Below are 14,176 nucleotides of genomic sequence, written 5' to 3' on the forward strand. Positions count from 1 at the left end.
CTCGTTTATAATTGTAAACTACCCTCATAAGGAACTACATAGCACACACGATCTTTGATTTCAATAATCAGAACCTGTGCACCTCTTTCGATTGGTTGATCTTGTGGCGCATAAAAAGCTGCTGGCCGGCTAATTGATCCTGTAACACTTTTAAATTGAATCTCACCCATGCCACTGACCGGAATCGGAGTAACAACCGTTGCAGTATTTCCTTCCATGTCTTTTTCAGAAATCGAAATAGTTGATTCTGCATTTTTCATTGGCATCAAAACATAAAAATTCAAGAAAAAAACGAGAATCGAAGCAATTGCTCCACTGACGACAAACAACAACAGATGATTCCAATCAAGTAATCGCTCTCCTAGATAACCAAATAATGAGGCAAACGCCAACCAAGGAATAGCTAGCATTGGATCGATAGGCCCATCAAAATCAAAGACATCTCCAAAAATCACCAATAAAACAGCAATTCCTGCACAAATAATCAATGTGTAAAGGTAAATTGTTTCAATCGGAATCCCTTGTATCATGTTCTCACTCCTTTCTCCTTTTAGGTCCATCAAGCTCCCAATTTTTTCGTTGCTTTATGCTTTAGCACTAAGCAAGTTCTTCCCTTCTCTCCCGACGTTCTCATGAGATACTTATATTTTACCAATACTTTGTACAAAATGACAGTGAATCTTGAAGAAATCATTTGAAGAATGTATCTGCTTTCACAAAAAAAATTGGAACAAGCTAATCCTAATGAAAAGATTTGCCGTTCCAATTTTAAAAAGCTTTATTCATTTGATTTTAACGCTTCGATCATATCAACTTTTTTCAATTTTCTATGCATAAAAACCATGACCAATAGTGTAAAGAACAAGGTTATCAATGCAGAATAAAGATAACTAAACCAATGGATCGTCGGAGAAAACATCAACATGTCCACTTCAACTGTTGTCAAAACATAACTATGCACAAGTTTTCCAAAGAAACAGCCGAAGAATATACCGATCAACGTTAAAATAATATTTTCACGATAAACATACATCGTCACTTCTTTATCATAAAAACCCAATACTTTGATTGTTGATAGTTCTCTGATCCGTTCTGAAATATTGATATTCGTCAAATTGTACAAAACGATAAATGCCAACAAACCAGAAACTGTGATCAAAACCCAAACCACAATGTTTAAACTATGAATCGTATCATCTAAAGCATCGCTTGATATAGATAGGAAAGAAACATTTAACACTTTTTGATTTTCCATCAATTCTTTACCGATCGAAGCCTCTACTTTTTCATTTGGGACTTTATCAAATAGTAAAAACTCTGTGTTATAGCGAGGTATTTTTTTGATCACTTTTTCATAATAGGCCGGTGACATATAAGCAAAGTGACCTGTATAATTTTCAGCGATCGCACTGATTTTAAACTTGTATTCTTGATTATCACTATTCTTCAAAACAAGTGTGTCACCTGGTTTGTAGTGAAATAGATTTGCCAGCTTCTCATTGATGATCACACCATCATCCGTTAGCTGATATTTTGCCCCGGATTGTCGATCATTAAACAAGATAAATTGATCGATTTCTTTAGGATTTTCAGGAACATAGATAGAAACATCTTGTTTAGCATTGGATTCTTTCGTTGTTTTTAAAGACTCAATATATAATGGCATTGTTTTGTTCAAACCATCCACTTTGTCCAGTACCGTTTGATAGTCCTTGGTATCTTTCTCAGAACTATCTTCTTTAAACGTCACGATTGCCTGATAATGCCAAATTTTATTAAACTGTACTTCTACAATATCTGAAATTGAATCTTTTAATCCAAAACCTGTGATGATCAAAGCCATACAACCAGCAATTCCTAAAACAGTCATCAACATGCGCTGTTTATAACGGAATAGATTACGCGCTGTAACTTTTTGAATAAAACTTAGTCGATTCCACATTGGTTTTATGCGCTCTAAAAAAATTCTTTGCCCCGCTTTAGGTGCTTTGGGACGTAATAGACTTGCAGGTGTACTGAATAAATCGATTCGTAACACTACCATGGCAGCTCCAGCTGTACATAACACAGCAACCAAAATCCCAATCAAGCTATAATTTAAATACCAAGGCGTAACAAAATCAGGAATGTTATACAACTGTCCATAAGCGTCAAAAATAATCGTTGGGAATAAATAATAACCAACTAACAGCCCTAGAACTGCTCCACATACACTAGCGATTGTTGCGTAAACTAAAAACTTGAACGCAATTTCGCCATTACGATATCCTAACGCTTTCAGACTGCCAATCTCCATCCGTTTTTCTTCGACCATTCGTGTCATTGTCGTTAAACTAACTAAAGCTGCTATTAAGAAAAAGAAGATTGGAAAGACTGTTGATAATGAAGAAATACGGTTAGCATTATCTTCGTATTCAGAATAACCCGGGTTATCATCTCTTGTAAAATAATAATAATCCGCCGCTTTTAAATCCGCCAATTCTTTTTGTTGCTTCTCTAATTGTTGTTTGGCATCATTTAATTTTGGTAATGTTTCTGTTTTTTCCTTTTGGAACTCCGCTAAGCCTTGATCATAGGCCCTTTGACCTTCGTCAATTTTGGCTTGAGCTTCATTTAGTTTTGCTTGCCCATCACTTTTTGACTGCTCTAATTGAGCTTGCCCAGCTGCTAGCTGTTCTTTCCCAGCAACTAATTGCGCCTCAGCTTGGGCGATTTGCGCCTCGGCTTGAGCCAATTGTTGTTGTCCTTCAGTGTACTGAGCAATTGACTGATTGATTGTACCAATCGTTTGATCAAGAGTTTGTAATCCTTCCGAAACCTGAGCTTGTTGGCCTGATAGAGTAGCTACCGCTGTGTTGATAGTTGTCATAACCCCTGCAATATTTCCTCTTTCTGGTTGGGCGATCAATTGATTGATCGCCGCAGAAATTTCAGCTGGTGCTCCTAATGATTGGACTGCTGCTTGCAATTGAGGAGCAGCTTCTGTAACACTTTCTGCTAATAAATCGTCAGGTACGCGATCTAAAATAGCCACGGATGCTGCCAAACTTTGATAGCCATTCATTAATTGATTCAACGATTCATTTGATGTCGCTAATTCATTATGTTGTTGCTGTAAGCCAGGCAACGCATTTTGACCTTGTATCACCTGTGCAGAAGCTTGTGCTAGTTCATTTCTTTTTGCTTCAAGCATGTTTTTTTGATTAGCAAGTTCACCCTCGCCGCTTGTGATCGTCGCTTGGTTTGCTGAAAGTTCATTTTCAGCGTCTGCTATTTGCTGTGTATATGTTGCTTGAGCTTGCGCTAACTCTTGCTTCCCTGATGCTAATTCTTGCTTGCTCGTCTGCAGTTTCGTTTCAGCTTCATTTAAAGCCTTTTCTCCATCAGCAATCTCTTTTTGAGCTTTTTCAAATGAATCCTTGGAAGCATTACGGATTTCTTCTACACGCTGTTCAGGGCGATTTTTCATCGCTTGTTCAACTGATTTAACTGCTTTTTCCCGTTTGTTTTTATAGTCAGATGAATAGCTATCTAAATTACTGAGTCCCTTAAATGATACAAGGATTTCTGTAAAATTTGCAAGATTCATATCTTTTTTTGGAACGACTGCAAAAAAATCTAGCGAGCCTTTGCCGATTGTTGTATTTCCCCTTGATGTATTTTCGATATATTCAGGAGACTGGACGAATCCGACAATTTTAAACTGTTCTTTTTTTAGTACCTTATCTTTGTTGTCTTCTTTTGAAAGTGTCAGTGTTTCCCCAAGTTTATAGTGTCCTCGCATTTGTGCAAGATCATCTAGCACAATTTCTCCACTTTTTTCTGGCATACGTCCTTTGACGATTCGATAATCCATCAATGATTGTTTTTTTCCTAGATCATAACTAACAAATTTTACTGCCACATTCCGTTCACTGATAGCAATATCTTTGGTGTATCTGGGGAAAACCGACTCAACCTCTTTGACCTGTTTCACTTCATCAAGGTCTTTATCTGCCAAACCAAGTGTCGAAACAATTCGAGCATCTGGTAATTTTTGTTTTTCATAATAGTTCGAGGCGGTCTGAGTCATATCAGGGCCTGTGGCTTTTAGACCAACAAAAACCATGACGCCAAGGAAAATAATACCCATAATCGATATAAAGCGTGTTTTGGACTGCTTAATTTCACGAAAACTTGTTTTGAGTAAGGCTGTTTTTTTCAACGCCGCCACCTACCATTCTATCTCAGATACAGGTTTTGGTTCATCATTGATTGTCACACTTCGAACCTTCGCATCATTGATCCGGATCACTCGATCCGCCATTGGCGCAATTGCAGAATTATGTGTAATAATGATAACTGTAGTACCAGTTTTACGTGCCGTATCTTGTAAAATCGTTAAAATTTGTTTTCCAGTTTCATAATCTAAGGCTCCTGTCGGCTCATCACATAATAACAATTTAGGCCGTTTGGCAATAGCTCTGGCAATCGTTACACGTTGTTGCTCTCCTCCAGATAATTGAGCTGGAAAATTATCAAGTCTAGCACCTAACCCAACGGATTTTAATACGTCTTGTGGATCTAATGCGTCTGAAACAATTTGAGAAGCTAACTCAACATTCTCTTTTGTCGTTAAATTCGGCACTAAGTTATAAAATTGAAAAACAAATCCCACATCATTTCTACGATAAGTCGTTAATTGCTTTTCATTGAATTTGGCAATATCGGTTCCATCGATTACGATCTGCCCTTCATCACAAGAATCCATCCCACCTAAAATATTTAAGACAGTGGATTTTCCTGCACCACTCGGGCCTAAAATAACTGCAACCTCGCCTTTCTCTACTGAAAAAGTAATACCATCATTTGCAGCAATTGTAGTATCTCCCATATGATATCTTTTATATTCGTTTATTACATCAATATAAGCCATAACTTCTCAATCCCCTCTCAAAAGAATTTTATCATAAGAAGCCTAACAAGTCCTCTAACAGATCAAAAAGGTTTTTGATTTTTTGATTTTTTTTCGTATAATAGAACGATGAGATCAAATCGACATACCGATGTGGTAAAGTCTATGTATAGAAATAAGTATATTCTCGATCTCTGAAATTAGTTAGGAGAAAAAATATGGCAAGAAAAAAACAAAAACCGCCTTTTAGTCCAGCAATTATGCTTATAGCGGTTTTAATTATTTTAGTTTTAGGGGTGTTTGGTGTCCAAGTTCCAGATGATATTCAGGAAATGTTTGGTATCCATACACAAGAACAAAAAAAAACCAGTTCGACAAAACCTGCAAGTTCGACCAACCCAGGTCCAAAAGAACTTGGCCCTGCAACCTTCTCAACAGCTGAGTTAGCAGATAGTAAAAAAGGTTGGATTGATTATCATGCATTGGATTCACTTGGTCGTGCTACTGGTGCTGATGCGTTATTGAAGCCTACAATGGTTAATACAGGAACTTCTGCCAATAAAGATATTCGTCCCCCCGGTTTTATTTCTGGTTTAGAACCAACAACTCATTCTAGAGGACATTTGATTGGTCGTCAGCTTGGCGGTTCAGGTGATGATGCAAGAAATCTCACAACACTTTATCAAACCCCTGTAAATACACCTTTTATGACTAAATATGAAAACCAAATTCGGCAAGCTTTAGACAAGGGTGAAACGGTTCGTTATCGAGTCACACCTGTTTATGAAGGAACTGAATTGCTATGTAAACAAATTGATTTAGAAGCAAGAGGCTTAAGTAAAAATACCACTATTGATTTTCGTGTTACGATACTAAATGAAAAATAGCCTGTTCGGCTTTTAATTTTAGGAGGCAGATATATGGATTTTCTAACGATAAAAGACCAACTTACAAAATCTAATCCACAAAGTTTTTTGACCGCCGTTTTGGAAAATGAACAGGACGAAGAAAGTAGCATTATTTTCAGCCAAACTTTAGAAGAGCAGTTTGAACAAAATGTTCAATACCTTGCTTCTGATGAAACAATCTCCTTAGAGGATATTTTAACTTGGCTAGAAAAAGAATTTTTGGTTGTAGCACAAACGATCGATGGAGATTATATTGCTGGTACGACTGAGCAGACTTTTGTGATCCCTGTTTCACTTTATAAAGCAGATATTGAAACGTATGATTTATTTCTCTCTGATTTTTTTATTGCACTCTCAAATGATGCAATCAACTCTTCTATTTTACCCAAAAATGAATCACTATAAAAAAACAGATTTCAGCAGAACTGCTGAAATCTGTTTTTAAATTATGCACGATAACGTTCTACTCCGTCTAAATAAGTTGCTTCTAACTCCATATTTGAATTCAACACAATAAAGTCAGCATCACGGCCTTTAGAGATCATACCGCATTTATCATCGATTTTACAACTAACAGCTGGAACTAATGTGGCCATCATAATAGCTTGTTCTGGTGTCGCAATTTCCCAGTCAACAACATTTTTGATTGCTTCTTTTAATTTTAAGATACTACCAGCTAAATTACCTGATTCTAAACGAGCTGTTCCATCTTTAACGACAACTGGAAACTCGCCCAATATATAATCACCTTCTGGCATCCCACCAGCCATCATACAGTCAGTAATCAACGCTACATGATCATGACCAGCTTTTTCCATTAAAATATCTGCTGCATTGGGATGAACGTGATGTCCATCACAGATTAATTCAGAAAAGACATGTTTTAATGACATCAATGCACCAACCATCCCTGGCTCACGATGATTCAATCCGCGCATTCCATTATACGCATGAACAAATACACTAGCACCAGATTCTACTGCTTCTGTTGCTTGTTCCAATGTTGCATCACTGTGCCCTAAAGCTACAACAACACCTTCATCTGTCACAGCTTTTACAAACTCTTTAACGCCTTTACGTTCTGGAGCCAATGCAATCTTTTTAATCAGACCGCCTGAAGCTTCTTGCCATTCATTAAAAGTCGCTAAGTCTGGATCACCAAAGTAGCTTGGATTTTGAGCCCCTTTGTGTTCTTCTGTGAAGAATGGACCTTCGAAGTATATCCCTTGAACCTTCGCTCCTGGAACTTCTTGATAGACATCCCCAATTGTTTTTGCAACATCTTTCAAACGTTCTTTACTTGATGTTAATGTTGTTGGTAAAAATGATGTTACCCCACAAGATAATAGCCCTTCTGACATAACTTTCAATCCTTCAGCGTCGCTATCCATCACATCATGATTCATATAGCCATGAATATGGGTATCTACCAATCCTGGCGCAATCCATTTGCCTTCTTCTTTGATAATTTTTGCATCTTTTTCAGGAACTTCTTTATAAAAATCTCCAAATAAACCATCTGTTATTTCTAAATAGCCTGGTCCTTTTACATCACTTTTTAAAAAGAACTTTTCAGCAAAGATAAACGTTCTCATCTTCATCCTTCTTTCTTTAATTTTCTACTATAAACGTACTCTTAAAATCAGTTAAAGTCAAGAATGGTGTAGACCTTTTCAAAAAATATTTACCTAACTTTCGTTAGATTTTAATTGTTTCAATACGAAGGATTTGTTCAGATAAAACTTGATATTCTTCTGCTTGCTCTATTTTTCCTTTAACGTACATCAGCTGACTTTTCAATTGAAATAATTCACTTAAATAATAATAACTATTTCTATGTCTTGACCAGACAATTCCTTGATCGATGTAGATTTGTGCTTCTTCCAAGCGTTTTTGATCTGTTAAAAATTTAGAATAATTGTAAAATATCTTTGTTAATTCAGCAGTCACTCGTTCATTTGGTAATTTATGAAAATAATGAATACTTAATTTCAAATACTTCTCAGCATCCGCATTTTTACCAATACTACTGTATGTACTGCCAATGCAGCTGATCACCTGAATTTCAAAATCAGACAAATTAACTTTATTTGCTTGGTATGTGAATGAAAGACCTTTTTTAAGATCAAGGATCGCTTGTTCGTAATCACTACAGAGATAAAATTTACAGCTACCTAAATAATAATAATAACGTTGCCAATCCGTATCCAAGTGTAAACGTTCTTCAATCTGAGTATCTTTCATGTAAGTCAATATTTTTTTGTATTCTTTATGTCGAAAGTAATCTGCTATTTTTTCAAATATTTGAGTGATCAAACGTACTTCATCAGATTTGAACTGCATGATTTGATCCATTGTCACACCTAAACGCTGACAAATTTGCTGCATTACTACAACATTAGGTAACTCTTCATTGTTTTCGATCCTACTCAAGACACTTTGTGAACAAATGTCTTCTGATAACATTTTTTGCGTTAATTTTCTATTCTTACGAATCTCTTTAATAACTGCTCCAAAAGAATCCATACCTTCACTCCTAAGCCAATTTCAATGATCTATATATTAATAAAAAAGTCTTGTTCATCAAAAAGATTCAAAATATGCGAATTCGCATTATGCATTTATTGTACTTTATTGCATAATATACTGCAAGAACATTACCTAATACTAGACCAAGACGATTTAAAATAATTTTGCTTTGCAAATAAGGGGTGTTACTCATGACACAGGAGAAACGAATTAGCTTTAGTTGGGACAAAAGTAGTTATCAGGGCTATGTCGAAAAAGAATATGAAAATGCTTATTTGGTTGTTGTTTCGGATCCAAGTCCGGATATGGAAGAAAAATACACGAATCGTATGGTAATTAGTAAAAAAGAGTGCAAAACTACAGACTAACCTTGTAGATTGCCTTCACAAAACGAGAGTGGCACAAAACTTTTTCAGTTTTGTGCCACTCTTTTTTTATAAACTTTACTCTTATTTTTGCTTATAAGTACTTAAAAATTCACGCATTTTTTCAGTCGTAAATTTCAAATCTTCCATTTTAGGAAGATACACAATTCTGAAATGGTCTGGTTGAGTCCAATTAAATCCTCCACCATGTACCAACAAAATATGATGTTCATGTAGGAAATCTAAGACAAATTTTTCATCATCATAAATATTAAAACGTGCAGTATCGATTTTTGGGAAAATATAAAAAGCCGCTTTAGGTTTCACAGCAGAAAGGCCTGGAATAGCGTTGATTGCATTATGAATATATTCCCGCTGTTCATAGATTCTTCCTCCTGGTAACAATAAGTCATCCACACTTTGATAACCACCTAAGGCTGTTTGAATAATCTGCTGAGATAATACATTTGAACACAAACGCATTGAAGCCAGCATATTCAACCCTTCTATATACCCTTTCACATGTTTTTTGTTCCCGCTAAGAACCATCCAACCACAACGGAAACCAGCAACTCTATGTGATTTCGACAACCCGTTTAAAGTGACTACGAATAAATCTGGCGCCAAGGTTGCAATCGGAATATGAGTCAGTCCATCCATAACCAAACGATCATAGATTTCATCTGAAAAGATAATCAAATCATTTTGTCTTGCTATTTCAACGATCTGTTCAAGAATTTCCTTTGGATACAAAGCTCCTGTCGGATTATTCGGATTGATCAATACAATTGCTTTTGTATTCGTTGTAACTTTAGATTTAATATCATCAATGTCTGGATACCATTCTGCTTGTTCGTCACAAATATAATGAACAGGATTTCCGCCAGCTAATGAAATGGATGCCGTCCATAATGGATAATCCGGCATTGGTACTAAAACTTCATCTCCATTATTCAATAATCCTTGCATACACATTGAAATCAGCTCACTGACACCGTTACCAGTATAAATATCATTAATCGTCACATTAGGGAACCCTTTGACTTGGCAATACTGTTCGATTGCTTTACGGGCTGAAAAAATTCCCTTTGAATCAGAATAACCTTCTGAATTACGAACATTCATGATCATGTCACGAACCACTTCATTTGGCGCATCGAAACCAAAGGGGGCGGGATTACCAGTATTAAGTTTCAAAATGCGAATGCCTTCTTCATGCATTCTGTCCGCTTCTTCTAAAACAGGACCACGTACATCATAACTTACACCATCAAGTTTGCTAGATTTCTCAAAATTTCTCATACTGTATCCCTCATTTTCAAAATTTATATCTTTAAAGTTACGCCACCTAGAAAAAAAAAGCAATGAAAAAATGAAAATTTTCTAAAAAAATTTTCTATCATATTGACCCACCTTATATATTTATCCGTAAAATAAGAGCCACATCATTCTATTAAACGAATCCTACCTTAGCTGAATAGAAATCTGGCAATTCCTTTTTATGTAAAAGAAATTACCAGATTTTTTATTTATGTTTGTAGACTCTAGCTTCATAGGGAGCAAATATTGTATGTTGATGAATAGCGTGATCATTGAGGTTGCATATTATCAAATTCCATTCATCAATTTGAACATTCTCTGGTAAATCAGCAGAGGCAAATTCTCGTGACAAATTGACAATCACTACAAACCGTTCTTCTCCTAGACGTCGTCCGTAAACGAATAGCTGCGGATGATCTGGTAAATACAGTTTATACGTCCCATAAATCAATGCTTCATTATGATTTCTCAACTGAATTACTTCTTTGTAAAAGTTAAGCACTGAATTTGGATCCACTGATTCATCTAATACGTTAATCACCTGCTTATTTGGATTAATAACCATCCAAGGCATTCTTTTTGAAAAACCAGCATATTCTTCTGCCGTCCACTGCATCGGTGTTCTTGAGTTATCCCTTGCTGTTTTTCGAATCACATCCATCGCTTTTTCTGGTTGTATTCCAGCATGAATCATTTCATAATAAAAATTTTTAGTGTCCACTGCATCTATATCATCAATTGAAGCAAACGGCATATTCGTCATACCTATTTCTTGCCCTTGATAAATAAAAGGAGTTCCTTGCAATAAAAGAAATGTAAGTGCTAATGCTTTAGCTGATGATTGCCAAAACACCGTTTCTTCACTACCAAAACTTGATACAGAACGAGGAATATCATGGTTTTCCATGTACAAAGCATTCCATCCTTTACCATCTGCTAATGCTTCTTGCCAAGTCGTAATTGCTTGTTTGAAATGAATGACGTCTAACGACTCTTGTTCTTCTTTATTCCAAAGAGAAATATGGTCAAACTCAAACAGCATATTAAAATAACCTTCATTTTCTCCTAACCATTGATACGCTTCATTGGCACTGACACCATTAGCCTCACCTACTGTTAAAATATCACGTTTTTTAAACACATCTCTCAGTTCTTCCAAATGAGCTTCAATTCCAGGTACATTTTTAAAGGATTCAAAAGGATCACTTCCAACTGATGTTTCCAAAGGAGCTTTCTTAATATGAGAGATTGCATCCACACGAAATCCATCGATTCCCTTATCCAACCACCAATCGATCATTGAAAACAACTCTCTTTTTACCCGAGGATTTTCCCAATTCAAATCAGGTTGCTCTTTAGCAAAAACATGAAGGTAATATTGATTAGTTGTTCCATCATACTCCCATGCTGATCCACCAAAAATCGAAACCCAATCATTAGGCGGTCCGTCCACCTTTCCGTCAGCCCAAATATAATAATCTCTATAGTCATCTTTTATTGACGATCTTGATTCCAAAAACCATGGATGCTGATTAGATGTATGGTTGATGACTAAATCCATGATAATCTTGATCCCCAATTCATGTGCTTCTTTCAAGAGCAAATCAAATTCTTCCATTGTACCAAATGTTTTAAGAATTTTTTGGTAATCACTGATATCATACCCATTATCTATGTTAGGCGATTCATAGACTGGCGTGATCCAAATAAAGCCTATTCCTAAGTCCTTGAGGTAGTCTAACTTTGAGCGAATACCGTTCAAATCGCCAATACCATCATCATTAGTATCCATAAAACTTCTTGGGTAGATCTGATAGCCAACTGCTTCTTTCCACCAAGTACGTTTGATTGTCATCTGTATCACTCCAATTTGTTTTTGTCTTGCATCTATTATATAAGATATGATTAAAAAGTGTATCTGAAATGCATGTAATTTTGATTATAGCTTGAAGCATATACATAGAAATTAAACAATTGATTTGCTATAGTTAAATTGTTTGAATAATAAAAAATAGAGGTGGCCCATGAAAAAATTAGTTAGAGTTAGTATGTCTTATATGATTTTTGGATTGTTAGCAGGGATTTTTTATCGAGAATTTACAAAATGGAATGACTTTACTGGCACTACACAACTCAGTGTTTTACACACACATGTATTGATTTTAGGAATGTTCTTTTTCTTGATTGTTTTGCTGTTAGAAAAGAATTTTCAATTGAGCAAAGAAAAGAATTATAAAAAATTCTATATTATTTATAATATTGGCTTAGGTGTCACATTAATGATGATGACCGTACGAGGTATTTTTCAAGTCTTAGGTCAGCCAGAATCAGCTGCTATTTCAGGGATTTCTGGACTAGGGCATATTATCATTACTGTTGGTTTGGCTTACTTCTTTCAAGTTTTATTTAAAGCGGTTAAAGAATAGTCTAAACAGATTTAGATAAAAGCTATTATTTTTTTTATACGTTTAATTACTTTCCTAAGGTGCGTCTTCTTTATGAAGCACACCTTTATTTTTTACGCAATAAATACAAAAGACCACTACAAAAAATAGTGGTCTTTCATTCCGGTGTTCCTATCAAAGCAATATAGCTATCTATGTTAACGATGCGCATATGTTTTACATCAAATTGTCCTCTACTATTATAGTTTCCTCTCACCTCAATTTTATATTGGTGCATCGGTAGCGACAGTACATAACTGGCAAACGGTCTGTTTTTGATTACGCAATTAATACAAACATCCTCTTCCCAAATTAACATTCCTGTTATAGCATATGGCTTTTCTTTAAACACCTTGATGTGGGTTAATAGTCCTATATGGGTTTCCATAACTTTATGATACACGAAATAACCTCAATGTCCACTCTCTTGTTTCTAAATGAAGAATGACTATTTTCCATTCAATTTTAGAAGATTTATTTTTATAACCAATACTCTCCTTAAGAAATGTTTACTATGCTAAAATACCACCATCCGCAATAAATTCATTTCCTGTCGAATAAGAAGAATCATCTGATGCCAAAAACAACACTAACGCTGAGATTTCCTTTGAATCAGCCATCCTTTTCATTGGGATTGTCTGTTGGAATTGTTCAATCGAAGCTTTTTGTTCTCCCGTTGCTTATGTGACCATTGGGGAATAACACCACCTGGATGCACAGAATTGACAAGAATATTCTTATCAGCAAATTCTAAAGCGGCACATTTGGTCAACTCTCTGACCGCAAATTTAGAGCTGACGTAGCCATCCCCGCCAATACTTCCTTCAAATCCTTCGATCGATGAAACATTAATGATTGAAGCTGGTTGGCTTTTTTCATTAGACCAACAGATGTTTTCATTACTAAGAAGACAGACAGTTGATTAATTTCAATTGTTCTCATAAATTCATCTTGACTGGTATTTTCTAAACTATTAAAGACACTAATACCCGCATTATTAACGAGTATATCTAACACACCTTGCTCTTCAGTGATCTGCTTAATAGTAGCTTGCCACTGCTCTTCTTTTGTCACGTCCAAGTAAACAAAGTGAGCGTTCTCACCTAAACCTGCGACAGTCTCTTTTCCTTCTAATCTCATTGATGCCCCCTCCAGTCTTAACATATAATAAAGTTTGGAAAAACGCTTACATTTCATTGTAGCGCTTTATATGATTTTGTAAATGGCCGTACAATAATTGCAAGATATATTAAAACAGTACTTCTTCAAAAAGAAGGTGTTTTGCTTGGTTTTTGAGTTTATTCTTACGTTGATAAAATAATAAGATGATCTCTTATTCTCTTTATGGTTGTTATCATAAATAAGTTTTTATATGAATCAAATTATTATAACGGATAGATTTATATGTCCTCCACAATCGTAAGGGTCTTACATAAAAATACCAACCAGTTAAGGTTGGTATTCACAAAATATAAGCGGGCCTTCTTTAAAAACTAAATGTTTAAGTAAATTTGTCTTTCGAGTCATTCATTACTCTATCATTTATTTTTTTCCTCTAAACGAGTGTAAAATAAAAAGGCTAAAAAACCTTATGCGGCCAAGAAGACTCGAACTTCCACGGGGTTGCCCCCACCAGCCCCTCAAGCTGACGCGTCTGCCATTCCGCCATGACCGCATTTTATGAAATGATTTGAACAGAAACTTCAATCAATATCT

12 protein-coding genes, 1 tRNA gene and 1 pseudogene are annotated in these 14,176 nt (G+C 35.6%); 4 read left to right on the forward strand and 10 right to left on the reverse strand.

Features of this window, described 5'->3' with window-relative positions; genetic code table 11:
* Positions 1-5: 5 nt before the first annotated feature.
* The 3 genes from AC4BB5_RS11050 to AC4BB5_RS11060 all read right to left on the reverse strand — a co-directional run bounded on the left by AC4BB5_RS11050 (position 6) and on the right by AC4BB5_RS11060 (position 4,915).
* On the reverse strand, positions 6-530 hold the full coding sequence (locus tag AC4BB5_RS11050) for an NfeD family membrane protein (RefSeq protein ID WP_490456187.1): 525 nt from the start codon (positions 528-530) through the stop codon (positions 6-8).
* A 248-nt stretch (positions 531-778) separates the two neighbouring features.
* Complete coding sequence (locus AC4BB5_RS11055) at positions 779-4,213, reverse strand: FtsX-like permease family protein (RefSeq protein WP_490456188.1); 3,435 nt, start codon at positions 4,211-4,213, stop codon at positions 779-781.
* Complete coding sequence (locus tag AC4BB5_RS11060) at positions 4,214-4,915, reverse strand: ABC transporter ATP-binding protein (RefSeq protein WP_490456189.1); 702 nt, start codon at positions 4,913-4,915, stop codon at positions 4,214-4,216.
* A 197-nt stretch (positions 4,916-5,112) separates the two neighbouring features.
* Here AC4BB5_RS11060 and AC4BB5_RS11065 point away from each other — a divergent pair, with 197 nt between their 5' ends.
* Together AC4BB5_RS11065 and AC4BB5_RS11070 are read left to right on the forward strand one after the other, a co-directional pair.
* Positions 5,113-5,781 (forward strand): DNA/RNA non-specific endonuclease, encoded by a 669-nt coding sequence (locus AC4BB5_RS11065; RefSeq protein ID WP_490456190.1) that lies wholly within the window; start codon positions 5,113-5,115, stop codon positions 5,779-5,781.
* A gap of 33 nt (positions 5,782-5,814) precedes the next feature.
* The gene (locus AC4BB5_RS11070; protein WP_490456191.1) at positions 5,815-6,207 is read left to right on the forward strand and encodes a hypothetical protein; all 393 of its coding nucleotides are present in this window, start codon (positions 5,815-5,817) and stop codon (positions 6,205-6,207) included.
* 41 nt (positions 6,208-6,248) lie between these two features.
* On the opposite strand, the gene nagA is transcribed toward AC4BB5_RS11070, so the two are convergent.
* Together nagA and AC4BB5_RS11080 are read right to left on the reverse strand one after the other, a co-directional pair.
* The gene (gene nagA / locus AC4BB5_RS11075; RefSeq protein ID WP_490456192.1) at positions 6,249-7,397 is read right to left on the reverse strand and encodes an N-acetylglucosamine-6-phosphate deacetylase; all 1,149 of its coding nucleotides are present in this window, start codon (positions 7,395-7,397) and stop codon (positions 6,249-6,251) included.
* Positions 7,398-7,500: 103 nt separating this feature from the next.
* On the reverse strand, positions 7,501-8,328 hold the full coding sequence (locus AC4BB5_RS11080; RefSeq protein WP_490456193.1) for a helix-turn-helix domain-containing protein: 828 nt from the start codon (positions 8,326-8,328) through the stop codon (positions 7,501-7,503).
* 194 nt (positions 8,329-8,522) lie between these two features.
* On the opposite strand from AC4BB5_RS11080, the gene AC4BB5_RS11085 reads away from it, so the two are divergent.
* The gene (locus AC4BB5_RS11085; RefSeq protein WP_490456194.1) at positions 8,523-8,699 is read left to right on the forward strand and encodes a hypothetical protein; all 177 of its coding nucleotides are present in this window, start codon (positions 8,523-8,525) and stop codon (positions 8,697-8,699) included.
* 81 nt (positions 8,700-8,780) lie between these two features.
* On the opposite strand, the gene AC4BB5_RS11090 is transcribed toward AC4BB5_RS11085, so the two are convergent.
* A complete protein-coding gene (locus tag AC4BB5_RS11090) occupies positions 8,781-9,998 on the reverse strand; it encodes a pyridoxal phosphate-dependent aminotransferase (RefSeq protein ID WP_490456195.1) in 1,218 nt (405 codons plus the stop codon).
* Between the two features lie 223 nt (positions 9,999-10,221).
* Positions 10,222-11,871: a glycoside hydrolase family 13 protein gene (locus AC4BB5_RS11095; RefSeq protein ID WP_490456196.1), complete on the reverse strand. Its 1,650-nt coding sequence runs from the start codon at positions 11,869-11,871 to the stop codon at positions 10,222-10,224.
* A gap of 169 nt (positions 11,872-12,040) precedes the next feature.
* On the opposite strand from AC4BB5_RS11095, the gene AC4BB5_RS11100 reads away from it, so the two are divergent.
* Positions 12,041-12,442, forward strand: a complete 402-nt coding sequence (locus AC4BB5_RS11100) for a DUF2871 domain-containing protein (RefSeq protein WP_490456197.1) — start codon at positions 12,041-12,043, stop codon at positions 12,440-12,442.
* Positions 12,443-12,972: 530 nt separating this feature from the next.
* Here the strand turns inward: AC4BB5_RS11100 and AC4BB5_RS11105 are convergent.
* The 3 genes and pseudogenes from AC4BB5_RS11105 to AC4BB5_RS11115 form a co-directional block, all read right to left on the reverse strand.
* Complete coding sequence (locus tag AC4BB5_RS11105) at positions 12,973-13,116, reverse strand: SDR family oxidoreductase (protein WP_490459060.1); 144 nt, start codon at positions 13,114-13,116, stop codon at positions 12,973-12,975.
* Positions 13,115-13,657 (reverse strand): annotated as a pseudogene (locus AC4BB5_RS11110) (SDR family NAD(P)-dependent oxidoreductase); the annotation flags it as partial. The gene AC4BB5_RS11105 and the pseudogene AC4BB5_RS11110, both read right to left, overlap by 2 nt.
* A gap of 395 nt (positions 13,658-14,052) precedes the next feature.
* Positions 14,053-14,135, reverse strand: a tRNA-Leu gene (locus AC4BB5_RS11115).
* Positions 14,136-14,176 lie beyond the last annotated feature (41 nt).

The sequence above is a fragment of the Enterococcus sp. AMC1252 genome, assembly GCF_058216515.1.